Annotated in this window: 19 protein-coding genes and 1 pseudogene; 12 read left to right on the plus strand and 8 right to left on the minus strand. The window is 62.5% G+C overall.

Annotation, left to right across the window (positions count from 1 at the left end):
* Positions 1-29 precede the first annotated feature (29 nt).
* On the plus strand, positions 30-470 hold the full coding sequence (locus LCH64_RS27645) for a carboxymuconolactone decarboxylase family protein (protein WP_003223476.1): 441 nt from the start codon (positions 30-32) through the stop codon (positions 468-470).
* A 132-nt stretch (positions 471-602) separates the two neighbouring features.
* Here the strand turns inward: LCH64_RS27645 and LCH64_RS27650 are convergent, their stop codons facing one another.
* Together LCH64_RS27650 and LCH64_RS27655 are read right to left on the minus strand one after the other, a co-directional pair.
* Complete coding sequence (locus LCH64_RS27650; RefSeq protein WP_003223479.1) at positions 603-2195, minus strand: DHA2 family efflux MFS transporter permease subunit; 1593 nt, start codon at positions 2193-2195, stop codon at positions 603-605.
* Positions 2192-3313: an HlyD family secretion protein gene (locus LCH64_RS27655; protein ID WP_226501911.1), complete on the minus strand. Its 1122-nt coding sequence runs from the start codon at positions 3311-3313 to the stop codon at positions 2192-2194. The genes LCH64_RS27650 and LCH64_RS27655 overlap by 4 nt, the downstream gene beginning before the upstream one ends.
* 354 nt (positions 3314-3667) lie before the next feature.
* Here LCH64_RS27655 and LCH64_RS27660 point away from each other — a divergent pair, with 354 nt between their 5' ends.
* Both LCH64_RS27660 and LCH64_RS27665 read left to right on the plus strand, forming a co-directional pair.
* A complete protein-coding gene (locus LCH64_RS27660) occupies positions 3668-5395 on the plus strand; it encodes a ShlB/FhaC/HecB family hemolysin secretion/activation protein (protein ID WP_226501912.1) in 1728 nt (575 codons plus the stop codon).
* 113 nt (positions 5396-5508) lie between these two features.
* Positions 5509-9978 (plus strand): hemagglutinin repeat-containing protein, encoded by a 4470-nt coding sequence (locus LCH64_RS27665; RefSeq protein WP_226501913.1) that lies wholly within the window; start codon positions 5509-5511, stop codon positions 9976-9978.
* A 138-nt stretch (positions 9979-10116) separates the two neighbouring features.
* Here LCH64_RS27665 and nhaA read toward each other — a convergent pair whose 3' ends face one another.
* A complete protein-coding gene (gene nhaA, locus LCH64_RS27670; RefSeq protein WP_226501923.1) occupies positions 10117-11325 on the minus strand; it encodes a Na+/H+ antiporter NhaA in 1209 nt (402 codons plus the stop codon).
* A gap of 225 nt (positions 11326-11550) precedes the next feature.
* Here nhaA and LCH64_RS27675 point away from each other — a divergent pair, with 225 nt between their 5' ends.
* From LCH64_RS27675 to LCH64_RS27685, 3 genes are all read left to right on the plus strand, one after another.
* Positions 11551-12051, plus strand: a complete 501-nt coding sequence (locus LCH64_RS27675; RefSeq protein WP_003223490.1) for a sigma-70 family RNA polymerase sigma factor — start codon at positions 11551-11553, stop codon at positions 12049-12051.
* 40 nt (positions 12052-12091) lie between these two features.
* A complete protein-coding gene (locus LCH64_RS27680) occupies positions 12092-13075 on the plus strand; it encodes a FecR family protein (protein ID WP_226501914.1) in 984 nt (327 codons plus the stop codon).
* Between the two features lie 98 nt (positions 13076-13173).
* Positions 13174-15597 carry a TonB-dependent receptor gene (locus LCH64_RS27685; RefSeq protein ID WP_226501915.1) on the plus strand — a complete coding sequence of 808 codons (2424 nt, stop codon included), beginning with the start codon at positions 13174-13176 and terminating at the stop codon, positions 15595-15597.
* A 117-nt stretch (positions 15598-15714) separates the two neighbouring features.
* On the opposite strand, the gene LCH64_RS27690 is transcribed toward LCH64_RS27685, so the two are convergent.
* Complete coding sequence (locus tag LCH64_RS27690) at positions 15715-16866, minus strand: MFS transporter (RefSeq protein WP_226501916.1); 1152 nt, start codon at positions 16864-16866, stop codon at positions 15715-15717.
* A 372-nt stretch (positions 16867-17238) separates the two neighbouring features.
* On the opposite strand from LCH64_RS27690, the gene LCH64_RS27695 reads away from it, so the two are divergent.
* Positions 17239-18219, plus strand: a complete 981-nt coding sequence (locus tag LCH64_RS27695; protein WP_226501917.1) for a diaminopimelate epimerase — start codon at positions 17239-17241, stop codon at positions 18217-18219.
* Positions 18220-18347: 128 nt separating this feature from the next.
* Here LCH64_RS27695 and codA read toward each other — a convergent pair whose 3' ends face one another.
* From codA to LCH64_RS27715, 4 genes are all read right to left on the minus strand, one after another.
* Entirely contained in the window at positions 18348-19595 is a 1248-nt protein-coding gene (gene codA, locus LCH64_RS27700; protein ID WP_226501918.1) for a cytosine deaminase, read from the minus strand.
* Positions 19596-19609: 14 nt separating this feature from the next.
* Positions 19610-20881, minus strand: coding sequence for a cytosine permease (gene codB / locus LCH64_RS27705; RefSeq protein WP_226501919.1), 1272 nt, complete (start codon positions 20879-20881; stop codon positions 19610-19612).
* 446 nt (positions 20882-21327) lie between these two features.
* Positions 21328-21684 carry a 6-carboxytetrahydropterin synthase QueD gene (gene queD / locus LCH64_RS27710; RefSeq protein ID WP_003223505.1) on the minus strand — a complete coding sequence of 119 codons (357 nt, stop codon included), beginning with the start codon at positions 21682-21684 and terminating at the stop codon, positions 21328-21330.
* 95 nt (positions 21685-21779) lie between these two features.
* A complete protein-coding gene (locus LCH64_RS27715) occupies positions 21780-22859 on the minus strand; it encodes a patatin-like phospholipase family protein (protein WP_003223508.1) in 1080 nt (359 codons plus the stop codon).
* 261 nt (positions 22860-23120) lie between these two features.
* On the opposite strand from LCH64_RS27715, the gene LCH64_RS27720 reads away from it, so the two are divergent.
* From LCH64_RS27720 to LCH64_RS27740, 5 genes and pseudogenes are all read left to right on the plus strand, one after another.
* Positions 23121-23429 carry a PepSY domain-containing protein gene (locus LCH64_RS27720; RefSeq protein WP_003223509.1) on the plus strand — a complete coding sequence of 103 codons (309 nt, stop codon included), beginning with the start codon at positions 23121-23123 and terminating at the stop codon, positions 23427-23429.
* Complete coding sequence (locus LCH64_RS27725) at positions 23429-23749, plus strand: PepSY domain-containing protein (RefSeq protein WP_003223510.1); 321 nt, start codon at positions 23429-23431, stop codon at positions 23747-23749. Before LCH64_RS27720 ends, LCH64_RS27725 begins: the two co-directional genes overlap by 1 nt.
* A 3-nt stretch (positions 23750-23752) precedes the next feature.
* The gene (locus tag LCH64_RS27730) at positions 23753-24421 is read left to right on the plus strand and encodes a response regulator transcription factor (RefSeq protein WP_003223514.1); all 669 of its coding nucleotides are present in this window, start codon (positions 23753-23755) and stop codon (positions 24419-24421) included.
* Positions 24418-25731 carry a sensor histidine kinase gene (locus LCH64_RS27735; protein WP_226501920.1) on the plus strand — a complete coding sequence of 438 codons (1314 nt, stop codon included), beginning with the start codon at positions 24418-24420 and terminating at the stop codon, positions 25729-25731. The genes LCH64_RS27730 and LCH64_RS27735 overlap by 4 nt, the downstream gene beginning before the upstream one ends.
* Positions 25728-25844 (plus strand): annotated as a pseudogene (locus tag LCH64_RS27740) (metal ABC transporter ATP-binding protein); the annotation flags it as partial. The gene LCH64_RS27735 and the pseudogene LCH64_RS27740, both read left to right, overlap by 4 nt.
* Positions 25845-25846 lie beyond the last annotated feature (2 nt).

The following is a 25846-nucleotide window of genomic DNA, read 5'->3' on the forward strand; positions in this document are numbered from 1 at the left end:
ACACATTCACTGGCCCCGGAAACTCCATCATGAAAGCTCGTACCGATTTCTACACCGCCTCCCCAGACGCCCTGAAAGCGATGATCGCGCTGGAAACCGCGGTCTCGAAACTGCCGCTGGAAAAGACTCTGGTCGAACTGGTCAAACTGCGTGCTTCGCAGATCAACGGCTGCGCATTCTGCATCGACATGCACACCGCCGACGCGATCAAGGGCGGCGAGACTCCGCGCCGTCTGTTCGCCGTGACCGCGTGGCGTGAAGCGCCGTTCTTCACCGACCGCGAACGTGCGGCGCTGCTGTGGACCGAATCGCTGACCCAACTGAGCCTGACCCACGCCCCGGACGAAGACTACGACATCGTCGCGGCGCATTTCACACCCAAGGAAATGGTCGATCTGAGCGTGGCGATCAGCACCATCAACAGCTGGAACCGTCTGGCCGTGGGCTTCCGCAAAACCCCACAGCTCTAAGCGTCTGGAACCATCCCTTGTAGGAGTGAGCCTGCTCGCGATAGCGATTATCCGTTCAACATCAATGTTGACTGAACTGGCGCCATCGCGAGCAGGCTCACTCCTACAGGGGGCATGCATGACAGATCTGGATCAATGCGCATCCGCACTCGGCGCGGCCGGTGGTTGCACCTTGCGCATCAAGGGCACCATCGCCGTGGCGACGATGAAGCACAGCATGATCATCAAAAAGGTATCGCCGTAGGTCTGGGTCTGCGCCTCGCGGTAGGTCAGCAGCCACAGCTGATGCAGGGCGGCGGTGATCCCGACATCACCGCTCTGACCCAGCGTCGCCAGGTTGCCACCGACCTGCGACAACCACTGATTCATCGCCTCGTTGCTGCTGTTCAAATGCTCGGCCAAGCGGGTGAAGTGCAGGTTGGTGCGATCATTGAGAATGGTCGCGCACGCGGCAATGCCAATGGCCCCGCCCAGATTACGCATCAGGTTGAACAGCCCCGAAGCGTGCTTCAAGCGTGCCGGTGCCAACCCTCCCAACGTCAGCGTCACCGCCGGCGGTACTGCCAGTTGCTGGGCGATTCCGCGCAACGCTTGCGGCAGCATCAACTGGCCCGCGCCCCAGTCGTGGGTGATCGGACTGAATTCCCACATCGACAATGCAAACAGCCCCAGCCCGATCATCATGATCCAGCGCAAATCCATGCGATTGGCGAGAAAGGCGTACAGCGGAATCGCCATGATCTGGAACACCCCGGTGGAAAAAACCGCCAGACCAATGTCCAGCGCGCTGTAGCCGCGTACCCGTCCGAGAAACAGCGGGGTCAGGTAAATCGTCGCGAACAGGCCGATCCCGGTGACAAAGGAAAAGAAGCAGCCCAGGGCAAAATTGCGATCCTTGAGTGCACGCAGATCGACGATCGGATTGGCCACGTGCAAGGTGCGCCCGATAAAGGCCAGACCCGCCAGACCGCTGATCCACGCGGTGGTCAGGATGGTGCTGTCACTGAACCAGTTCCAGCGCGGGCCTTCTTCGAGGGTGTATTCCAGGCAGCCGAGAAACAGTGCGAGAAACACCATGCTCAAATAGTCCGCGCCCTTGAGCAGCGCCAGTTCCGGCTGGTCGATCTTCACCAGCATCGGCACTGCGACAGCGACGAAAATTCCCGGCACCAGGTTGATATAGAACAGCCAGTGCCACGAGGAAATGTCGGTGATCCAGCCGCCGATCACCGGCCCCAAGGTTGGCGCCAGCGAAGCCACCGCACCGATGGTCGCGGCGGCAATCACCCGTTGTTTGCCGGTGAAGAAAAAGAACGCGGTGGTGAACACCAGCGGAATCATCGAGCCGCCGAGAAAGCCTTGCAGCGCACGAAAGGCGATCATGCTCTGGATGTTCCAGGCCACGCCGCAGAGCAGGCTGGCCAGGGTGAAGCCGACCGCTGAGGCGCAGAACAGCCAGCGCGTGGAGAACACCCGCGACAGCCAGCCCGACAGTGGAATCACGATGATTTCGGCGATCAGGTAACTGGTCTGCACCCACGCGGTTTCGTCGGTGCCGGCCGAGAGTCCGCCGCCGATATCACGCAGCGACGCCGAGACGATCTGGATGTCCAGCAGCGCAATGAACATGCCGATGCACATCGTGGCGAAGGCGAACACTTTGGTCGCGGTGGCCATGTCGGCGGCGTTGAACGGTTGCGCCGGGGCGGTGAGAGCGGTACTCATGGCGCGACGGCCACGGCGCTGGTTTCGGCTTGCGCACGGGTGTCGACTTCAGCGGTCACCGACAGCCCCGGCCGCAGATGACCGAGCACACCGTCGGCCGGATCGAGGAGAATCCGCACCGGCACCCGCTGGACGATTTTGGTGAAGTTGCCGGTGGCGTTCTCCGGCGGCAGCACGCTGAATTGCGAGCCGGTGGCGGGAGCGAGGCTGTCGAGGCGGCCATGGAACTCCTGGCCGGAGAGCACGTCGGCACGGATGCTCACCCGTTGCCCGGGTTTCATCCGCGCCAATTGGTCCTCCTTGAAATTGGCATCGACCCATAGACCGCTGGCCGGCACTACCGACAACTGTTGTGAACCGGCCTGGGCGTATGCGCCGACCCTCGCGCGACGGTTGCCGATCACGCCGTCGACCGGCGCGCGCAGCTCGGTGTAGCCGAGGTTCAGTTGTGCCAGATCACGCTCGGCCCGGGCTTGTCGCAGGGCGGCGCGGGCCTGTTGTTTCTGGGTGTCGATCACTGCCAGTTGGCGTTGTGCGGCGAGCAGTTCGGCCTGGGCGCGGGCACTCAGGGCCTGGGCGGTCTTGAAGGTGGCGTCGGCGCGTTGGGCGCTTTCCACCGACACGGCATTGGTGCTGACCAGGCGTTTGTAGCGCGCATTGTCATCCCGCGAGCGGGCGGTTTCGGCACCGGCGGCATCGATGCCGGCGCGGGCCTGGCCGATCACCGCTTGCTGCAATTGTTCGGTAGCGTCGAGGTTGGCCAGCAGCGCCTCCTCGGCGGCAACGGCGCCCTCGGCTTTGGCGAGGTTGGCGCGGTAGTCACGTGCGTCGAGGCGGATCAGCACGTCACCGGCCTTCACTGGCTGGTTGTCACTGACCAGCACTTCTTCGATGTACCCGGCGACCTTCGGCCCGATCACCGTGACGTCGCCACCGATGTAGGCGTCGTCGGTCTCCTCCAGAAAGCGCCCGGTGCCCCACCAGTGAGCGGCGTACACGCCAACCACCACCAGCGTGATCAGCCCGGCACCGGTCAGCAGCAGACGTTTGCGCAGTGGCGGCTTGGCAGGGGTGACCGGAACAGACAGCTCGGGCTCAAGGGTGGGCATGCTGGTCATGACGTAATACCTGTGGAGGAGGATCGTTATTACGGGCGTAATATGACGCAAGTAATATTTTGTGGCAATTGAGTTTTTGTGCCGGTCGTCAGTTGCCTGTTTGCGACTCAGGTTTTGGAGCGGTTCCGCTAAACAGTTCCGACGGGAAAGTGGGTCGAGCGCTGGAGAACTCGATATCCGCCCTCGGGGAAACCCTTATGCCTTGCGCCTTTGCTGGCGGTGAGCGCAGCAAAATCAATTGTTTAAGAAATGTAAGCACTGTAGGAAGCGTCTTGCATTTGTGTAGGAAGGCTCTGACTATCACTCGCATTGATGGGGTGGCATTACGCCATTTTATGATTGCAAGGATGTTGCGTGCCGTATTCGCTTTGCGCTGTTTTCCGTCGTCGTTCCACGCTTTGCCCGCTGTTGTCGGCCTTTGTGTTGAGTGTGTGTGCTTCCTCGATTCAAGCGGCTGACCCTGTTGCGCCGGGCCAGGAAGTGCTGCGCCAGCAGCAACAGCAACAGCGCGATTTGCAACAACTGCAGATGGAACAACGCAAGCGCCAACTGGAGCGCGGTGCGTTCGGTCCGGCACCGGCCACGCCGGCCATCCCGCAAACTGTCACCCCCGATGAACGCTGCTGGCCGCTGAGCGGTACGCGCATTGGCGGCGTTACGCTGATCGACAGCGACAAACTCAACGCGCGGATCGAGCCGGCGCTGGCGCCGTGCATGGGCGTCGGCCAGATCAACCATCTGCTGGCGACCATCACCGCCGCGTATGTCGAGCAGGGTTACATCGCCAGCCGCCCGTACCTGTTGAGCGCGCCGGCGGCGGGGCAGTCGCTGGACATCATGGTCGACGAGGGCTACATCGAGTCCATCGAACTGGCCGATCAGAGCCTGCCCGTTTCGCTGGGCGGCGCGTTCCCGCATATGCTCGGCCAGCCGCTGAACCTGCGTGATCTGGAGCAAGGCCTGGATCAACTGAACCGCTTGCGTTCGATCGACCTGACCGCCGACATCGCCCCCGGCAGCCAACCGGGTGCCTCGCGCATCATCCTGCGCTCGCGCACCTCCGGGCAGTCGCGCTGGGCGTTGGGTCTGGGCATGGACAACCTTGGCAGCGCCAGCACCGGGCGTGACCGCGATACCGTCAGCCTGAGCTTCGACAGCCCGTTGCAACTCAACGATCTGTTGAGCCTCAGCGCCAGCGACACGTTGAATCAGGGCGACCGCTACAGTCGCAACGCCAGCCTGTATTACGCAATTCCCTACGGCTACTGGACCTACAGCGCGTTCGCCAGCCACGCCGAATACCGCGCGCCGTTCAAACTGCCCAGCGCGACCTTGTACAGCACCGGCATCACCGATCAACTGAGCCTGCGCGCCGACCGCGTGTTGTGGCGCGACCAGAGTCGCCAGCTCAGCGCCAATCTGCAGTTGGCGCACAAGGACGTCGACAGCTATCTGGAAAATGTCCGCCTGGGCATTCAAAGCCCGACCCTGACCGTGGCCGAAGCCGGACTCAACCTGTTCTGGCTCGACCGTGCGGTGTGGAATCTCGACTTCAGCTACTCACAAGGCTTGCGCTGGCTGGGCGCCGATGACGACGCCAATCATGCAGTCAGCAACCTGCCCAAAGCGCAGTTTCGCAAGTACCGCGCCGGCCTCAGTCAATGGCGCAACGGTCAGTTCGGCGCGCAAGCGTGGCAGTGGCAAAGCCAGCTCAATCTGCAATACAGCCCCGACCCCTTACCGGCCATCGAACAGTTGCTCGGCACCGATGATTCGGCGGTGCGCGGCTACCGGGTCAGCAGCGCCTCCGGCGCCAGCGGCGCGATCTGGCGCAACACCCTGCGTCTGCCGCTGCGCAGTGATTGGCCGGTGCAGATCACCCCGCGCGTGGGCCTGGACAACGGCTGGCTCAAGGCTGACCACGGCGCCCAGGGCCAACGCCTGAGCGGTGCCAGCGTCGGGCTGAATCTGGGCTGGAAGAATCTGCAAGTGGACATCGATTACCAACGCGCCCTCAACACCCCCAACGGTTTGCAGCACGAACCAGAGACCTGGCTGATGCGCGTGGGGTTGCAGATATGAGCACTACCGAGACTCATCAAGCAGTGAACAAACAGCCGTCGGATCTGAGCGCGACAGCCACGGCCAAGACCAAATCGCGCGCCGTGATGCCGTACTTACATGGAGACGTTTTTATGCCAGCACACACCTTTGCATTCCATCTTTCTCCTCGGGGCAAATTGCGCTGGGCGATCGCCAGCCTGTTCTTCGCCGTGCACCTGCCCAGCGCCATCGCCGGCGGTGTGGTGGTCGCTCCCGGCCCCGGCGGCACCGCGCAGTTGCAGACGCAGGGCGGCGTGCCCATCGTCAATATCGTCGCGCCCAACGGCTCGGGCCTGTCGCACAACCAGTTCCTCGACTACAACGTCGACCGTCAGGGCCTGGTGCTGAACAACGCCTTGCAGGCCGGGCAATCGCAGCTCGCCGGGCAACTGGCGGCCAACCCGCAACTGCAGGGCCAGGCGGCGAGCGTGATCCTCAACGAGGTGATCAGCCGCAACCCTTCGGCCATCAACGGCGCTCAGGAAATCTTCGGCCGCGCGGCCGATTATGTGCTGGCCAACCCCAACGGCATTTCGGTGAATGGCGGCAGTTTCATCAACACGCCGAACGCCAGTCTGCTGGTCGGGCGTCCGGAATTGAACGACGGCAAACTGCAAGCCCTGAGCAGCCGCGACGCCAGCGGTCAGTTGCAGATCCAGAGTGGTGGCCTGCGTAATGCCGAGGGTTCGGTCAACCTGATTGCTCCGCGTATCGACAGCCAGGGCCGCATCGACGCCCGCGATCAGCTGAACCTCACGGTCGGACGCAATCAGGTCGATTACGCCAGCGGTCAGGTCAAAGCCGTGGACCCGGCGGGCAACACTCAGGATCAACGCATCGACGCCAGCCTGTTCGGCGCGATGCAGGCCGGGCGCATCAATATCGTCAGCACCGCCGAAGGCGCGGGCGTGCGTGTGGGGGCGGTGCAAGTGGCCGGGCGTGACGGCGTGCAGATCCGTTCCGCCGGCGACCTCAGCGTCAGCGGTGAAGCCATCCCCAACAGCCTCGAAGTGACCCGTGCCGGCATTCGCAGCAGTCAGGGCGATGTCGGCCTGCACAGCGGCAACGATCTGTCGCTGGCCGCCACCGATGTCAGTGGTCGCGACGTCAACGTCAATGCCAAGCGCAACCTGACCCTGAGCACCGTCGAAAGCCGCAAGCTTCAGGAAAAACGCGAGAACTGGAGCAACAGCACCATCGGCATCACTTGGGAAACCTACGATCGGACCCAGACCGACAGTGAAACTCGCCAGCACGGCAGCCAGATCGTCGCCAGCCGCGACGCCAGGCTGACCTCCGGCAAAGATACCGAACTCAAAGCCGCGAAGGTTGAAGCGGCGAAAAATCTCGATGTGCAAAGCGGCGGCGATCTGCGCCTGACCGCCGCCACCGAAAGCCACACCCAGACCGATCAGGGCAACCATCGCAAGCATCTGTGGAAGGCTGACTGGAACAACAGCAGCGAAGAACAGCGCAGCATCAGCAGCCAGTTGAAGGGCGGCAATATCGCTCTGCAAACCGCCGCATTGTTGCGTTCCGAAGGCGCTGAATTGAACAGCGCCGGTGATGTGAAACTGGCGGGCAAACAGGTGGAGGTCACCACGGCCACCCGCACCAACCGCAGCAATAACAACAGTTATTCTGGCGACCTGGTCGGCGGTGGTTTCTTCGGCAAGACCGGTGACGCCGACAAGGGCCAGACTCAGCATCAGGGCAGCAAAATCAACGCCGCCGGTAAACTGATCGTCAAGGCCGACGATGTACGCATCAGCGGCAGCCAGGTCCGTGGCGGAACCGAGGCCAGCGTGATCAGCGATCAGGGTTCGCTGGTGATCGACGGCGTGCAGGACACCTCGCACAGCAACAACCACGACAAGGACAGCAAGTTCTTCGGCATCACCAAGGACGAGTCGCGGCAGAATGCCAAGGACAGCACCACGGTGCGCAGCGAGCTGGTCTCCGACAGCAACCTCAAGCTCAAGAGCGCCAAGGACATCGAAGTCGCCGGTTCCACGGTCAAGGCCGGCGGCGCGCTGACGGCGGACGCTGCGGGGGATGTGAACGTGCATTCCACGCAGAACACCCTCGACAGCAGTTCGACCACCGAGACCCGTGGCTTCGATGCCTACGCCAAAGAGCAAACGCCGGAGCAATACCGCGCCGGAGTGCACTACGAAGACAAGCAGCAGACCGTCACCCGTAACGACGTCAACCAGCAAGGTTCGAGCCTCAGCGGCGCCAGCGTGCAAGTGAAGGCCGGCGGCGATCTGACGATCAAGGGCGGTGAAGTCAAATCCACTGCTGGCGATACCACGCTGAGTGGCAAGAATGTGTCGTTGCTGGCTGAACAGGACAGCCACAAAACTTCGACCGACACCTCCAGCACTGGCGGCGGTTTTTACTACACCGGCGGCCTCGACCGCGCTGGCAGTGGCATTGATTTCGCCCACAGCTCCACGCAAGACAGCAGCAGCAAAATCACCGCGCAAACCACCCACGTGCAGAGCAGCGGCAGCCTGAACATCAACGCCGACAAGCTGCTGACCGAAGGTGCGCAGGTCAAGGCTGGCAACGGTCTGAACGTCGCGGCCAACGAGATCGACAACCGCGCGGCGAGCAACACCGAAAGCAGCAGTCACAATCAGAGCAACTGGTCGGCGGACATCGGCGCCAACGTCGAGTACAAGGACATCGCCCGCCCGATTGCCGGTGCGGTCAAGGATGTGCTCAACGCCAAAATTCCGGACAAGGAAGCCCTGAGCAATCTCGGCCAGCCGAACGTCGGCCTCGACGTGGCGATCGGTCACGGCAGCGCCGACAAGACCGAGCAGAGCAGCAACGCCGTGGTCAGCCGTTTCGACGGTGGCAGCGTCGACGTGAAAACCGCCGGCATCCTGCACGACGAGGGCACCCAGTACAGCGCCAGCAACGGCAAGGTCAACATCAGCGCTGACAAACTGGTTGCCGATGCCGCGAGCAACACTCACAGCAGCACCGATAACTCGGTGGACGCCAAGGTCAACGTGCGCGTCTACACCAAGACCGGCGAGGACGTGAACGTTGCCGCCAGCGGCGCGGGCGGCAACAGCTACGCCAGCAAGGACAGCAGCACGGCGGTGGTCGGCGGCTATGCCGGCAATCAAGGCGTGAACATCAACGTCGGTGCTGACGCGCAGTTCGCTGGCAGCCGTTTCGACGGCGGCCAGGGCGGTGTGAACATCAAGACCGGCGGCGATCTGGCGCTGAATCAGGCCAACGACCGCCAGAGCAGCAGCGACTCCAGCCTGCGCGGCAACGGCTCGCTGACCGTCGGCACCTTGCCGGGCACCGACGGCACCAACGTCGACCTTGGCGCTGGCTTCCAGCTCGATCACACCGGCAAGCAGACCTCTGACACGCAGGCTCACGTGGCGAGCATCAGCGGCAACGGCCCGGTGCAACTGAGCAGCGGCGGCAATCAGGTTCAGCAAGGCACCAAGATCGACAGCGCCGGTGGCATTGAGCTGCACGCTGACGGCAAACTCGATCTGCAAGCGGCCATTGATACCCACACCGCGACTGGCAGCAATCTCGGCGGCGGCTTGAAAGGCGGCGGCAGCAAATCCAGCAGCGAGAAGAGTCGTGATCAGGGCGGTAATCTGAGCGGCAACTTCAACATCGGCCGCACCAACGAAAACTCGCAAACCCTGACCGGTGGCCAGCTCAACAGCCAGAGCAACGTCGCGTTGAGCGGTGACGCGGTGCACCTGCAAGGCACGCAAGTCGGCGCGCCGAACGTCAGCATCGATGCGCAGAAGGGCGGTTACGTTCAAGAGTCGGCGCAGTCCACCGAGAGCCGCAATAACTGGAACGTTGCGCTGAATGCCGGTGGCAACCTCAGCAGCAAGACCCCGACCGCAACCGATGAAAAGGCCAGCAGTGATCACGGCTTCAATACCGGGGCCAAGGTCGGCGTCGATTACCTGCAAGGCACCACCCAGCAGAACAGCCAGATCAAGGCTGACAGCGTGGTGCTCAACAGCGCAGGTGATGCACAACTGTCGGGCGCGCGGATCGACGCGAAAAATGTCAGCGGCAAGGTTGCCGGTGACCTGACCGTCGAAAGCCGTCAGGACTCGCAGACGCAAGCCAAGGTCGATGTCGATCTGGGCCTGACCGCGAAGAAAAACCCACCGAGCGACAAGGAAAAACTCGCCGGCACTGACTACAAACCAACGTTGAAAGCGCAGGGCGAATACGCGCAAAAGGACAGCGTGGCGCTGGCGTCCGGCATCAGTGGCAGCCAAGGCGTAAACCTCGCGGTGGGCGGCGCGACACAGCTGACCGGCGCGCGGATATCGGCGAGCGAGGGGAAAGTGGATCTGGGCGGTTCGAAGGTCGGTAGCAGCGATCTGGTCAACCGTGACTACGGGCTAAAAGCCGGACTGGACCTGCCGCAGAAAACCGAGGAGAACGCACCCAAGGTGTCGTTCGATAACGGCAATCTGAAAGTCGGTCCGGTGACCCTGAGCGGCAATCTGGACAGCCAGACCCTGCAGGCCGGGATCGACGAAAAAGGCTAAGCATCACCGCTGTAAAAACTGTGGGAGCGGGCTTGCTCGCGAAGGCGGTGATTCAGTCGATAAATTAGCTGACTGAATTGACGCTTTCGCGAGCAAGCCCGCTCCCACATTGGTTTCTGTCTCGACCAGATCCGGCGATCAGTTCGAAGCCTTCGCCTTGCCCGCGCTCATCAGCACGACCACCGCCAACAGCGCGGACAGGATCGACCCCAGCAACACACCCACCTTCACCGAATCGACCAGGTGCGCTGCGCCCGGGAACGCCAGTGCGCCGATGAACAGGCTCATGGTGAAGCCGATCCCGCAGAGCAGGGCGACGCCGTACAGTTGCAGCCAGCTCGCGCCTTGCGGCAGCTGCGCCAGACCACTGCGAATCGCCAGGGCGCCGAGGCCGAGGATGCCGATCTGCTTGCCGAACAACAGCCCCAGCGCCACGCCCAGCGGCACCGGCTCAAGCAGGTTGCTTGGAGAAATGCCGGCCAATGACACGCCCGCGTTAGCGAAGCCGAAAATCGGCACCACGGCGAACGCCACCCAGGGGTGCATTTTTTCTTCGAGGTACAGCAGTGGCGAGTTGTGCTCGTCTTCCGGGTTACCCAGCGGAATGCACAGGGCCAGAATCACCCCGGCGAGGGTCGCGTGGATCCCCGATTGCAGCATGAAGAACCACAGGAAGGCGCCGGCGATCAGGTATGGCCAAAGCTTTTTGACACCGCAGCGGTTGAGGATCACCAGCAGTGCAATCACCGCCAACGAGGCCAGCAGCATGCTTATCGACAGGCCGCTGGTGTAGAAAATCGCGATGATCACCACCGCGCCCAGGTCATCAAGAATGGCCAGCGCGGACAGGAAGATTTTCAGCGACACGGGTACCCGTTTGCCCAGCAGCGACAGCACGCCTAAAGCGAAAGCAATGTCGGTGGCCGCGGGGATCGCCCAACCGCTCAGGGTCTGCGGATTACCCCAGTTGATCGCGACGTAGATCAGCGCCGGGACCAGCATCCCGCCCAGCGCGGCGAAGCCCGGCAGCGCGCGCTGACCCCAGGTCGACAACTGACCGGCGAGCATTTCGCGCTTGATCTCCAGGCCCACCAGCATGAAGAAGATCGCCATCAGGCCATCGTTCACCCAATGCTCGATCGACAGGCCGGCGACTTTGATGTGCAGGGTAGAGAAATACGTGGCCGCCCACGGCGAGTTGGCGACCAACAGTGCGGCGAGGGCCGCAGCCATCAGGATCAGACCACCGGCGGACTCGGCGGCGAAGAATCGGGAGAGAAAGGCCAGGGCAGACGGCGACTCCTGGCGGGCAGGGGCAGTATGCAGGCGTGACGGATCGTGGCTCATAGGCACGGCAACTCCGCGCGGCGGCCCGACCTGCGCTGAATTAAACCTGCCCTGCCGCGTTGTTGCGGTGGCACCCGGGCGGCATTTTACACAATAGGTGGGGTATAGGGGGGGAAGGCGCAGTTTTACTGACGATTGCCCTTGAAATCGAGGGTTCCCAAGGAATGAATTGCCGGGCTTAATAGGAAGCATTACTATTCACACCCCTTTCCACCGCACGCTGCCATGAACCCCATGCTGCCCCGCAGACCCGGCTTTTTCGAGCATTACGAAGAGTTGATCGGCACCTGGACCCGGCGTCTGCGCAATCGCGCACAGGCCGAGGATCTGGCGCACGACACCTTTGTGCGGGTGCTCGAATCCGATTCGGCAGCGGTGCAGCAGCCACGGGCGTATTTGCACCAGACCGCACGCAACATCGCGGTCGACGGTTATCGGCGTGAGGATCGGCGGGAAGCCATGGAGTCGCAGGCGATCGATCACAGTGTGTCGTCCACCGGCGACCCGGAGCATTACATGCAGGCGATCCAACTGGCCGACTCCATCGAAAGGGCGCTGCAGGAACTGCCGCTCAACTGCCGGAAGATTTTCGTCTGGCAGAAGATCGAAGGGCTGACCCAGGCGGAAATCGCCGAACGCCTGGGGCTGTCCAGAAACATGGTCGAAAAGTATATGATCCGCACCCTGCGCCACTTGCGCGATCGTCTCGACGGCATGCAGTCATGAGCGGCCGCCGCTTTTCATCCCCAGCCCGACAGGACATTCCATGATGGATACCCGTGATTGCGCGTGCGGGCAAACAACGGTGCGCGATGAGGCGGCACGCTGGTTTGTGCGTTTGCAGGAACCGCTGATCAGTGCCGACGAACAGCAGCGCTTCGACGCCTGGCTGAACCAGCATCCGCAACACCGTGACGAATTCCAATTGCTGCAAGGCTTGTGGACGGCGGCTGATCTGCTGCCGGCGCCACGTCTCAAGGCCCTCGTCGAAACCCCGCCGGCCCGTCGCGAACGTCGCCCACTGCTGCGCTATGCCGTGGCCGCCAGTGTGCTGGCGGTGGCGCTCGGCCTCGGTTTGTTCAGTGGCTTGAATCACCCGGACGGTTATAGCGCCGAGTTCGCGACGGCGTTGGGTGAGCGCAAGCATGTGGCGCTGCCGGACGGATCGGTGATCGACCTGAACAGCCGCAGCCGTCTGCAGGTGCGTTTTGAGAAGGATCGGCGGCTGATCGAATTGAGTGAAGGCGAGGCGATGTTCAGCGTTCAGCACGACACCGCGCGCCCGTTCGTGGTCGAGGCCGGTAGTGGCAAGGTCACGGTCACCGGCACGCGTTTCGATGTGCGCCGCGATGTCACGCAAACCCGGGTCGCGGTGGAGCAGGGCACGGTCAAGGTGCAGGGGCGCAATGCAGCGGACAATCAATTCATCAGCCTGACCGCAGGCCTCGGCACCCATGTCGATGCCGAGGGCAAAGTCGCTGCCGCCTACGCGGTCAACCCCGCTGAACTGACGGCGTGGCGCGGCGGCAAACTGGTATTCAACAACGCCAGCCTCGGCGAAGTGGCGGCGGAAGTTTCGCGTTATCGCGACAAGCCACTGACGGTCAGCAACCCGGCCGTGGCCGGTCTGCGCCTGACCAGCGTGTTCAAATCCGACAACACCGACGCCTTGCTCAAGGCCCTGCCGAGCATCCTGCCAGTGGCCGTCCGCACCCTGGCCGATGGTAGTCAGGAAATAATTTCAAAATAAAATTCAGGTTTTTTTCGAGTTCATCGTCTTCCTGTTCAACTGCAACTGGTTTGCATTAACAGACGCACACTCTTGCGATCCACAGGACTACGTTCGACGTGAAAAATCCCTCAGCCCACAACAAAAAATCCCCCTGGTTACCGCTGGCTCTGACGCTGGCGGTCAATGCGGCGATGCCGCTGGCCTATGCCGCCGAGGCCATTCACATCCGCGCCCAGCCGTTGGGCCAGGCCCTGAGCGAGCTGGGTCAGCAAACCTCGCTGCAGGTGTTTTTCAGCCCGGATCTGGTCGCCGGCAAACAGGCTCCGGCGGTCGATGGCGACATTTCTCCCGAGCAGGCGTTGCGCCAATTGTTGCAGGGCAGCGGCCTGGACTATCAGATCAACGAAGGCTCGGTGACCCTGTCGCCGGCCGCAACTGCCGCCAGCAATGGCCCGCTGGAACTGGGCGTGACCGACATCAAAGTGGTCGGCGACTGGCTCGGTGACGCCGACGCTGCGGTGGTGCAGAACCACCCGGGCGCACGCACGGTGATACGCCGCGAAGCCATGGTCGAACAGGGCGCGATGAACGTCAGTGACGTGCTCAAGCGCGTGCCCGGTGTGCAGGTGCAGGACTCCAACGGCACCGGCGGCAGCGACATCGCGCTGAATGTCGGCGTGCGTGGCCTGACTTCGCGCCTGTCGCCACGCTCCACGGTGCTGATTGACGGCGTGCCCGCCGCGTTCGCGCCGTACGGTCAGCCACAACTGTCGATGGCGCCGATCTCCTCGGGCAACCTCGACAGCATCGACGTGGTACGCGGCGCCGGTTCCGTGCGTTACGGCCCGCAAAACGTCGGCGGGGTGATCAACTTCGTCACCCGCGCCATTCCGGAAAAAGCCACCGGGGAAATCGGCACCACGCTGGAGACCACCCGTTACGGCGGCTGGAAGCACATCGACACGGCGTTCCTCGGCGGCACTGCCGACAACGGCATGGGCGTGGCGCTGTTGTATTCCGGGGTCAACGGCAACGGTTACCGCGAGCGCAACAACGACAACGACATCGACGACGTGCTGCTCAAGACCCATTGGGCGCCGACCGATCAGGACGATTTCAGCCTCAACTTCCATTACTACGACGCCAGTGCCGACATGCCCGGCGGCCTGACGCAAAAGCAGTACGACGACAAGCCGTACGACTCGGTGCGCGATTACGACAACTTCAGCGGGCGGCGCAAAGACGTGTCGTTCAAGTGGATTCGCCAGATCGACGAGCGTACTCAGGCAGAAATTCTCACTTACTACACCGACAGCTTTCGCGGCAGCACCATCGCCGCGCGCGACCAGAAAACTCTCAGCTCGTACCCGCGTTCCTACTACACCCTCGGTGTCGAGCCGCGTGTGTCGCGGGTCTTCGACGTCGGCCCGACCACTCAGGAAGTCAGCGTCGGTTATCGCTACCTGAAAGAGGCGATGCACGAACAGTCGAGCCGTCTGGCGCTGGTCAACAATCAGCCGGTGGTCACCCCGACGTCCGATGGTCATGTGTTCCAGGACCGCACCGGTGGCACCGAGGCCAACTCGGTGTATGTCGACAACAAGATCGACGTCGGCAACTGGACCATCACCCCGGGCATTCGCTTCGAACACATCAGCACCGACTGGCACGACCGCGCCGTACTCGACACCTCGGGTAAACGCGTGCCGGAGAAAAACCGCAGCATCGAAAGCAACGAACCGCTGCCGGCGCTGAGCGTGATGTATCACCTGTCGGACGCGTGGAAACTGTTCGCCAACTACGAAACTTCGTTCGGCAGCCTGCAGTATTTCCAGCTCGGCCAGGGCGGCTCGGGTGACCAGACCGCCAACGGCCTGGAGCCGGAAAAGGCCAAGACCTACGAGATCGGTACGCGTTACAACGATGACGTGTGGGGCGGGGAAGTGACGCTGTTCTACATCGACTTCGATGACGAGCTGCAATACATCAGCAACGATGTCGGCTGGACCAACCTCGGTGCGACCAAGCACCAGGGTATCGAGGCGTCGGTGCATTACGACATGGCGGCGCTCGATCCGCGTCTCGACGGTCTGACCGCCAACGCCGGTTTCACCTACACCCGCGCCACCTACGAAGGCGAGATTCCGGGCTTCAAGGGGCGTGATCTGCCGTTCTATTCGCGGCAGGTGGCGACCGTGGGCTTGCGTTACGACATCAATCGCTGGACCTACAACATCGACGGTTTCGCCCAATCGAAACAGCGCTCGCCGGGCACCGGAGTCAACGCCGATGGCAGCTTCAACGGCAATTACATCACCGAAGGCACGGCTGACGGGCAGTACGGCGACATCCCGGGTTACGTGACCTGGAACGTGCGCGGCGGGTACGACTTCGGGCCGCAGGTGTCGAACCTGAAGCTCGGCGCCGGGGTGAAAAACATCTTCGACAAGCAGTATTTCACCCGCTCCAGCGACAACAATTCGGGGATGTATGTGGGCGCACCGCGCACGTTCTTTGTGCAGGCCAGCGTCGGTTTTTGATAACGCCTGACCCTGTGGCGAGGGAGCTTGCTCCCGCTGGACTGCGCAGCAGGCCCGATTTTTGGGGGCGCTTTGCAACCCGGCGGGAGCAAGCTCCCTCGCCACAATGATGGGTGTTCAGACCTTGAGGACTTTGCCGCCAATGGCCACGGCCACCAACAGCACCGCCATCAAGCCGAAAGCAAAACTCAAACTGCTGGCATGGGCGACAAAGCCGATCACCGCCGGCCCCGCCAGAATGCCTGCGTAACCCAGCGTGGTGATCGCCGGCACCGCGATGCTTTCCGGCATCACCGTCTGCTTGCCCACCGCCGTGTACAGCACCGGCACAATGTTCGAACAGCCGGCGCCGACCAGCGCATAACCCAGCAGCGCGGCTTCCCAGCTCGGGGCGAAGGTCGCCAGAAACAGGCCTGCCGCTGCCAGCAGACCGCCAAACAGAATCACCCGTGTGGCGCCCAGACGCCGGACAATCCGGTCACCCAGCAAACGTCCGGCCGTCATGGTCAGGGCAAATGCGGCGTAACCCAATCCTGCATACGCCGTGTCGATCCCGCGTTCCTGCGCGAGGAACACCGCGCTCCAGTCCAGCGCCGCGCCTTCGGTGAGGAACACGATGAAACACATCCCGCCGATGAACAGCACGATACCGTGGGGAATGGCGAATGCCGGGCCGGAACTTTCACTGCCGTAGGGCAACATGTGTGGCACCGCTTTGAACAGTGCGCCGATCAACACCGCCACCACCACCAGCATCGCTGCCAGCGGCGTCAGCCCGAGGCCGAGCAGGGCGCTGACGCCTGCCGCGCCGACGATCCCGCCGAGGCTGAACAGGCCATGAAACCCCGACATCATGTGCTTGCCGCTGGCCCGTTCGACGATCACCGCTTGCAGGTTGACGGTCGAATCCACCGTGCCCAGGCCGGCGCCGAACATGAACAGCGTGGCGATCAGCGCCGGTATCGACGACACCGTTGCCAGCAATGGCAGGGCCGCGCAAATCAGCAGGGTGCCGCCCGTCGCGACTTTGCGGCAGCCGAAGCGCGTGGCGAGAATCCCGGCCAGCGGCATCGCCAGAATCGAGCCGACTCCCAGGCACAGCAGCAACAGGCCCAGCGTGCCTTCATCGAGTCCGGCGCGGGCCTTGGCGTACGGCACCAGCGGCGCCCATGCGGCGATACCGAGGCCGGCGATGAAAAAGGCGATGCGCGTCGACATCTGTTGCAGGCGTCCGGGGACGAGGGTGTCTTGGGGGTTGAGGCTGGTCATATCGATCCTTGGCAAAAAACGTCGCGTCCCCGAATGACCGTGATCGCGCGTCGAGGTTCGATCGCAGGTCTCGGGGAAGTGCAGTCGACATCCTAACCTGTAGGGATGAGTCTGCTCGCGATAGAGGTGTGTCAGCCAAAGAATATAGTGACTGACACACTGCCTTCGCGAGCAAGCCCGCTCCCACATTAAATGGCGGGCGCTCACAAATCTGCTGTCATGCGCAGATCACTGTGGGAGCGGGCTTGCTCGCGAAGGCGGTGGCTCAGGCAATGACCAGGGCGCCTGACACTGCGCTATCGCGAGCAGGCTTACTCCTGCAAGGGGTCGCGGTTTACAGTGATGGCTTCGACAAGGTGAGTGAGGCCGGTGATGACGCAGTTCTACGATGCGCGGGGCAATATTTACGGGGTGATTTCGCCCCAGGCACTTCGTGAGGCGGGGATCGATTTGCCGGTCGGTGCCGCGCAGTGTGCTGTGTCGAGACCGGCATGGAGTCAGGCCGCCATTGCGCTGTGCTGCGACTGGCCGGAGGGCCAGCGTCCGGCGGGGAGCAAATCGCACCGCAGCGATGGTCTGTTGATCGGCCCGTTTCAGTCGGCAGCGCCGTTCGACGTGCTGATCGTCAACACCGACGGCACCTTGGCCGAACGCAGTGGCAACGGCCTGACGATTTTTTCCCAGTCTTTGCTGGAGCAGGGGCTGATGCCGGCGGAAGGGGCGTCGCTGCGAGTGCATCACGACAAGGGTGATGCCGTGGAAACTTCGGTGAAAACAGCCACAGTTGAAGGCGTGAACGGCTTCTGGCTGAACCTCGGTCAACCGGGCTTCGGGCCTTCTGCAGTGGGTGCGCAGCAGGTTGAAAAACGCACGTTCAATGGCAAGGACGTCAGCCACGTAGAGCAACTGGCCGGGCTCAACCCAGCGTGGCAGCACAGTCAGTTCGTGCGCATCGGCAATCCGCATTGTGTGACGTTGTTGAGCGACGTCGCCGATCTGCCGAGCAACCCGCAAATGCGCGAACCGCCATGGGCCGAAGGCCTGACCCGAATCGCCTACGCGATGCCGGCCGGCGCCGGCCAGCCATGCCCGGCGGGCGTCAATCTGCAATGGGCGGTGCTTGAGTCAGCGCAGCGTATCGTCGCCCGGGTGTTCGAGCGTGGCGAAGGGCCGACGGCGTCTTCCGGCACCAGCGCCAGCGCAGTGGCGTGTGCGGCGTGGGCGGTGGGCTGGGTGTCGAGTGGGGAAGTGCAGGTGGTGATGCCGGGAGGAACGGCGCCGGTGTTGCTTGAAGAGGAGCGGGGTGAATTGGTGCGGGTCAGGTTGTTTGGTACGGCTCGATTGATCGGCTGAAGCGGCAATCGCCTTCGCTGGCAAGCCAGCGCCCACAGGGTTGTGTGGTGAACACAAATCACGCGTTCACTGCTGAATACTGTGGGAGCTGGCTTGCCAGCGATGAGGCCATCAGCCTGACAACAGTTTCAGATTTGTCCGCTGCTGAACGCCACCACCGGCATCTGCCGCTGCATCAGCACCTTGCCGCCGCGAATCGAATACAGCGGCAAGCCCTGGCTGCGGATCATTTCATAATCGCTGTCCGCCGACAGAATCAGCAGGTTGGCCGGGCGTCCTTGTTCCAGGCCGTAACGCTCGCCCAGATGCATGGCCTTGGCACTGTTATCGGTGACCAGATCCAGCGCGTTCTGCAGGTTGCGATAACCGAGCATATGGCAGATGTGCAACCCGGCCTCAAGCACGCGCAGGATGTTGCCGTTGCCCAGCGGATACCACGGATCGACGATCGAGTCCTGGCCGAAACACACGTTCATTCCGGCCTCCAGCAGCTCGTTGACCCGGGTCACGCCCCGGCGTTTCGGGAAGTTGTCGAAGCGCCCCTGCAGGTGAATGCTTTCGGTCGGGCATGAGACGAAACTGATCCCGGAATGCCCGAGCAGGCGGAACAGCTTGGCGCAGTAGGCGTTGTCGTAAGAACCCATCGCCGTGGTGTGGCTGGCCGTGACCCGCGCGCCCATGTCGCGGCTGCGTGCCTCTTCGGCGAGCACTTCGAGAAAGCGTGAGTGCGGGTCGTCGGTCTCGTCGCAATGCACATCCACCAAGCAACCGGTGCGTTCGGCCAGGTCCATCAGAAATTTCACTGAACTGACGCCCTGATCACGGGTGTACTCGAAATGCGGAATGCCACCGACCACATCGGCGCCCATGCGAATCGCTTCTTCCATCAGCTCGCGACCGTTGCGGTACGACTCGATGCCTTCCTGCGGGAACGCGACGATTTGCAGGTCGATCAGATGCCGGGATTCTTCGCGGACTTCGAGCATCGCCTTGAGCGCGGTGAGCTGCGGATCGGTGACGTCGATGTGGGTGCGCACGTGCTGGATGCCGTGGGCGGCCAGCGCCTGAATGGTTTTCTTGGCGCGGGTCTTGGTGTCTTCTTCGGTGATGGTGACCTTGCGCTCGCCCCAGCACTCGATGCCCTCGAACAGCGTGCCGCTCATGTTCCAGCGTGGCTCGCCGGCCGTCAGCGTGGCGTCGAGGTGGATGTGCGGCTCGACGAAGGGCGGCACCACCAGATTGCCGCCGGCATCGAGGTCGCCGGGGTTGAGGGTCGGGGCTTCGGTCTGGCGACCGATGCTGCGGATCAGACCGTCTTCCAGGTGCAATTCGTGCAAACCTTCCTGGTTGCGCAGTCGGGCGTTGATGATGTGCATCAGGCGAATCCTTCTTATAGGTCTTGTAATGGCACGGTGGCGCGACGGGCGCCGAGCAGGCCGGTGACGATGACATACGTTAGCGCGGCGGCAGCAATCCCTACCAGCGGCGCAACCCACGGCGAGTGGAACGCAGCGAGTGTGCCGACGGCGTAAGCCCCCAGCCCCGGCCAGTTGAACGCCGGCAGCCGTGCGTCGGCCAGTCGCGGATAGCGCCCGCGCCAACGGAAGAAAAAGTCAGCCATGATCACCCCGCCAATCGGCGGAATCACCGTACCGAGCAGAATCAGGTACGGCACCAACATGTCGTACATGCCCAGCAGGGCGAGCAGGGTGCCGATCACCGCGCCCGCCAGGGTCACTGTTTTGCGTCGGCCGGTGCGCAGCAGGTTGCAGCCGGCGACGGCGAAGTTGTAGATGGTGTTGTCCTGGGTGCTCCAGATATTCAGCAACAGCATGGCCATCGCGGCCATGGCGAAACCTTGCAGCAGCAACACTTCAACCACGTCCGGCTGTTGATAGACGATTGCGCCGTAGGCACCGATCAGCACCATCAGGCCATTGCCGATGAAAAAACCGATCAGGCTCGCCAGCACGGCAACCCGTGCCGACCGCGAGAAGCGTGTCCAGTTGGTCGCCTGGGTCGCGCCGCTGACGAAGGTGCCGAACACCAGCGTGATCGCGGTCGACCAGTCCAGCGAACCCGTCGGCACCACGGCCAGCAAACCATCGAGGCCGCCAACTTTCACCGTCGCCACCCACATCGACAGCATCAGCAGCAACATCATCGCCGGCACTGCGATGTACGACAGGATCTCCAGGCCGCGATAACCGACATACGCCGTGGCGCAGAACACCAGGCCGAACAGCACCATCAGGCCGAGCACCGTGCCTTCATCGAGATCGAAGTATTTGCCGAGCACCACGGCGGCGGTCGCGGTACCCCAGGCGTACCAGCCGATCTGGGTGAAACCGAGGATCAGGTCGCTGAGCTTGCTGCCGACCTCGCCGAAACAGAAGCGCCCCATCAGTACCGAATTCAGGCCACTTTTGAACGCGATGTAACCCAGCCCTGCCGCGTAGAGCCCGAGCAGCAGATTGCCGATGATGATTACCGCGAGCATCTCGCCAAAACTGAACGCCACGCCGAGCTTGCCGCCGGCAAACATGGTGGCGGTGAAGAAGGTGAAACCGAGCAGCACCATGGCGGTTGAGGCCAGGCCTTTGCGTGCATGCATCGGGACTTCGCTGAGGGGGTAGTCGTTGCCGGGATCGTTCTGCGTCATGGGGCGTTCCTTGCTGGATTGGGGAGACGCGGGGTGGGTTGCAGTGGTCGTGCCAAAGACCGTTATGCGGATTATGTATAGCTGAGTCAGGGATTTCGGGACGAAAGCAGTGCACCAGAACACATACAGGCCCAATGTGGGAGCGGGCTTGCTCGCGAATGCGCCCGGTCCGCCGATGCAGATGGCGACTGATACACCGCTTTCGCGAGCAAGCCCGCTCCCACAGTTTTGAACTGTGTTGGGGTCAGAGTCGGGGATGTCGCGGTAAGCCAAAAAGCATAGGCATAAAAAAACAGCCTCGGGGGCTGTTCTCTATTTTCCTGACAAAACACCAATCCTTTGTAGGAGTGAGCCTGCTCGCGATGGCATCGGCACATCTGAAATCAATGTGTCTGACAAACCGCTATCGCGAGCAGGCTCACTCCTACAGGGGGGATTGTGTTGAATCACTCACCGCGATAAATGCAACCGCTGGTGCAGGTCTCGTGAATGCGGATCGCGCTGAGTTCCGGCAGCAGGGGCTTCATTTCATTCCAGATGAATTTGGCCAGGACTTCGCTGGTCGGGTTTTCCAGGCCGGGAATGTCGTTCAGGTAGTTGTGATCCAGACGCTCGTACAGCGGCTTGAAAATCGCCTTGATCTCGGAGAAATCGCGGATCCAGCCGGTGTGCGGATCGAGGTCGCCGCTCAGGTGAATCGCCACCTTGAACGAGTGACCGTGCAGGCGCCCGCACTTGTGGCCGTCCGGTACGTGCGGCAGGCGGTGGGCGGATTCGAAAGTAAACTCTTTGAAAATTTCCACAGTATTTTCGGCTCTGTTCAGGTGGCGTTCGCCGCAGCGATTCGGGCAGGCGGCGAGTTTACCAGCTTGTGTTTGGCGATGCGGGAAAACACTGACTAAAGGGTCAGCAAGCGCTCGGCGAGGCGACCGTTGGCAGCCAGTTCAAGAAACTCGTCGCCGAGGCGGCGGCTTTCGTCCATCGCCGCGTGCCAGTACTTTTGGCGGCTCGGCGCATCGCCCATGAAGCGCTTGAAGTCGTTACGATCCGGCAGTTTGCCGTAGGGCAGGCGCGCCAGATATTCCTTCGACGGTGCCAGTAACAGCACGTCCTGCAAGCGCTCGACCGAGGCCTTGCGCCAAGGCAGAGTCTTGTCGAACCAGCCCGGAATGACCCGGTCGGTGAAGTGCGGATAGAGCACGATGCCGTCGCCGCTGTAGGGCAGGTCGAGGTGATAGTCGAGCAGCCCGCCGTCGCGGAAGGTGCCGGCACCGGCACCCGGCAGGTCGCGCACGCCTTCCATGACCATCGGGATCGAACCGGACGCCAGCAGTGCCTGTCGCAGGTTGCCGGCATTGAGGGCGACGAAGCGCGACGGGAAGTCGTGCAGCGCATTGACCGGCGGGGCGAGGCGTGGGTCGTGAATGATCAGCCGTTCGAAGTGTCGCGACAGGCGCGCGCGACCGCGCAGGTTATCGGCGATCACCGAGCCCAGCGCCAGGCCGAGGCGGCCACGATGATCGTCGGCCAGGCGTCCGTGGCTTTTGACCACCATGATGTTCAGGCGGTAGTCGGCATTGTTGAGGATGCTGGCGTCGCGGCCGTCGAGCAGGTCATTGAGCATGCGCTGCGAGCTCGCGCTGATCTCGGCCATGGTCACGCCTTTGTTGAAGTTCTGCTCGGCATACAATTGGCCGAGGCGGCGAATGCCTTCGGCGGCATCCGGCAGGCAGGCGCTGGCGAAGCGCCAGGAGCCGACCGACGCACCGATCAGCGAGCGCTCGCGTGGCGCGCTCGGCAGCCATTCGCCGAACAACGCCAGATCAAGCCCCTGAATCCCCAATGCCTTCGGCCCGCCGGCCGCACCGGGCAGGGTGCCGACGTCGGCGGCGTTCAGCCCCTGGGCACGAATGCGTGCCATGGCCCGAGGGCCGGCCTTGAGGGTGAGGGCGGGGAACTTGATGTGGATGGCGGTCATACCGGTCTCGATCGTTAGCAAGCTTTGGATTATAGGCGCACTCCTTGACCCTGTGGGAGCGGGCTTGCTCGCGAATGCGCTGTGTCAGTCGCCATCATTATTGCTGACCCACCGCATTCGCGAGCAAGCCCGCTCCCACAGGGTTTTGCATGAATCTGCAAATGTGGTTGGGGCCATGCGCAATGATGGCAATTCAGTTTCAGTTAAGTTCATCCCGCTAAGGTGCCCACCGTAGCTGCACATAAAAATACGGAGACACCCATGAAAACCCTGACTGCCCTGTCCATTGCCGCGATCATCGGCCTGACCGCCAGCCTCGCCCATGCCCGCGATCTTGGCCCCGATGAAGCCCTGCGCCTGCGCGACGCTGGTACTATCGTGTCCTTCGAGAAGCTCAACGCCACGGCGCTGACCAGACATCCGGGTTCGACCATCACCGATACCGAACTGGAAGAGCAGTACGGCAAGTACATCTACCAGATCGAAATGCGTGACCCGCAAGGGCTGGAGTGGGACCTGGAACTGGACGCGGTCAGTGGGCAAGTGCTCAAGGATCATCAGGATACTTAATGAAGCCGTATTTGTTACAGCCACGCACCGGCAGCCGACTGGCCCTGGTGCTATTGGCATTCTGCTCGGTGGCGGTGGCCCGTGATCTTGGCCCCGATGAAGCACTGCGTCTGCGTCAGCAGGGGGTGATCCTGCCGCTGGAACAGGTGCTGCAACAGGCGCTGGATCGCTACCCCGGAGCGAAACTGCTGGAAGTCGAGCTGGAGGAAAAGCACGACGTCTATGTTTATGAAGTCGAGTTGCTGACGGTCGAGGGTGTGGCGCGCGAACTGCACCTGAAAGCCGATTCCGGCCAATTACTCAAAGACAAGGAAGATTGACCGATGCGTTTGCTTCTGGTGGAAGACCACGTGCCGCTCGCCGACGAACTGATCGCCGGCCTGCAGCGTCAAGGCTACGCGGTGGACTGGCTGGCGGACGGGCGCGATGCGGTTTATCAGGGCAGCAGCGAGCCGTATGACCTGATCATTCTCGACCTCGGCCTGCCCGGCGTTCCCGGTCTGGAGGTGCTGGCGCAATGGCGCGCGGGTGGGTTGTCGACCCCGGTGCTGATCCTCACCGCCCGCGATTCCTGGGCCGAGCGCATCGAAGGCCTGAAGGCCGGCGCCGACGATTACCTGACCAAACCGTTCCATCCCGAAGAGCTGCATTTGCGGGTGCAGTCGTTGCTGCGCCGCTCCAAGGGCCAGGCCAATCAGCCGACGCTGAAAGCGGCCGGCCTGCATCTGGATGAAGGTCGCCAGTGCGTGATCCGCGACGGCAGCGAGATTCAGCTGACTGCCGCCGAATTCCGTCTGCTGCGTTATTTCATGCTGCACCCGGAACAGATCCTGTCGAAAACCCACCTCGCCGAGCACCTCTACGACGGCGAGACCGAGCGTGATTCCAACGTCCTCGAAGTTCACGTCAACCACCTGCGGCGCAAGCTCGGTAAAGCCGTGATCGAAACCCGTCGCGGCCAGGGTTACCTGTTCGGCGGGCAAGCTTCGTGAGGTCGATCCAGCGCCGTTTGAGCCTGGGCTTGATCAGTGTGATGGTGATCGTCGGCGTGGTGCTGGCGCAAACCAGTCTGTGGTTGTTCGAAGTCGGTTTGCAGCGCTATCTCGAAGCCGGACTGCGCAACGACAGCGAAAGTCTGCTGGTGGCGCTGGTGCGCGGCCCGCAGGGTTTGCAACTGGATGAGCGCCACCTGTCGCCGGCCTATCAGCGGCCGTTTTCCGGGCATTACTTCCGCATCGATTTTGCCGACAGCCACTGGCGCTCGCGTTCGCTGTGGGATCAGGATCTGCCGCTGCTGGAACACCCCGGTTTGCACAGCAACCTGCAACTGGGGCCGGACGGTCAGCAGTTGCTGGTATTGCGCTCGGACTATCGACGTCTGGGGCAGTCGATCTCGATCAGCGTCGCCCAGGATTACACCCCGGTGCGCGAGAGTTTCCAGCGCATGCGCCAGATCGGCCTCGGTCTGGGGTTGGCCGGGTTGCTGCTGATTCTGCTCCTGCAACGGCTGACGGTGCGCCGCGCGTTGAAGCCGCTGGAACGCGCTCGCGAGCAGATCGCCCAGTTGCAGCAGGGCCAACGCTCGCAACTGGACGATCAGGTGCCGGTGGAACTGGAGCCGCTGGTGGCGCAGATCAACCATTTGCTGGCGCACACCGAGGACAGCCTCAAGCGTTCACGCAATGCACTGGGCAATCTGGGGCATGCGCTGAAAACGCCGTTGGCGGTACTGCTCAGTCTGGCGTCGAGCGAAAAACTCGATGCCCATCCGGAGCTGCGCAAGATCCTCAAGGAACAACTGGAGCAGGTGCAACAGCGGCTCAATCGCGAACTCAATCGCGCGCGGTTGTCCGGTGATGCGCTGCCGGGTGCGTTGTTCGACTGTGACGCGGAATTGCCGGGCCTGCTGGCGACGCTGAACATGATCCACGGCGAGCACCTGGCGTTGAGCTACGTCGCGCCGCCGGGGCTGCAACTGCCGTGGGACCGCGAGGACTTGCTGGAACTGCTCGGCAACTTGCTGGACAACGCCTGCAAGTGGGCGGATGCCGAGGTGCGTCTGAGTGTGATCGAACGAACTGACGGCTACGCCCTGAGCGTTGAAGATGACGGGCCGGGGATTCCCGAAGAGCAACGCACTCAGGTATTCAGCCGTGGCACGCGGCTCGACGAGCAGACTGACGGGCATGGTCTGGGGCTGGGGATTGTGCGCGATATCGTCGAGACGTGGGGCGGGTTGCTGGTGTTGGGCGAGAGTGAGTGGGGCGGGTTGAAAGTGGTGATCGAGTTGCCCAAGCGCTGATCCCTCAAAACACCCAAAATTCCCCTGTGGGAGCGGGCTTGCTCGCGAATGCGGAGTGTCAGTCGACATCTGAGTTGACTGACACTCCGCATTCGCGAGCAAGCCCGCTCCCACA

Source organism: Pseudomonas sp. MWU16-30322, from assembly GCF_020515535.1.
GTDB classification, from domain to species: Bacteria; Pseudomonadota; Gammaproteobacteria; order Pseudomonadales; family Pseudomonadaceae; genus Aquipseudomonas; species Aquipseudomonas fluorescens_H.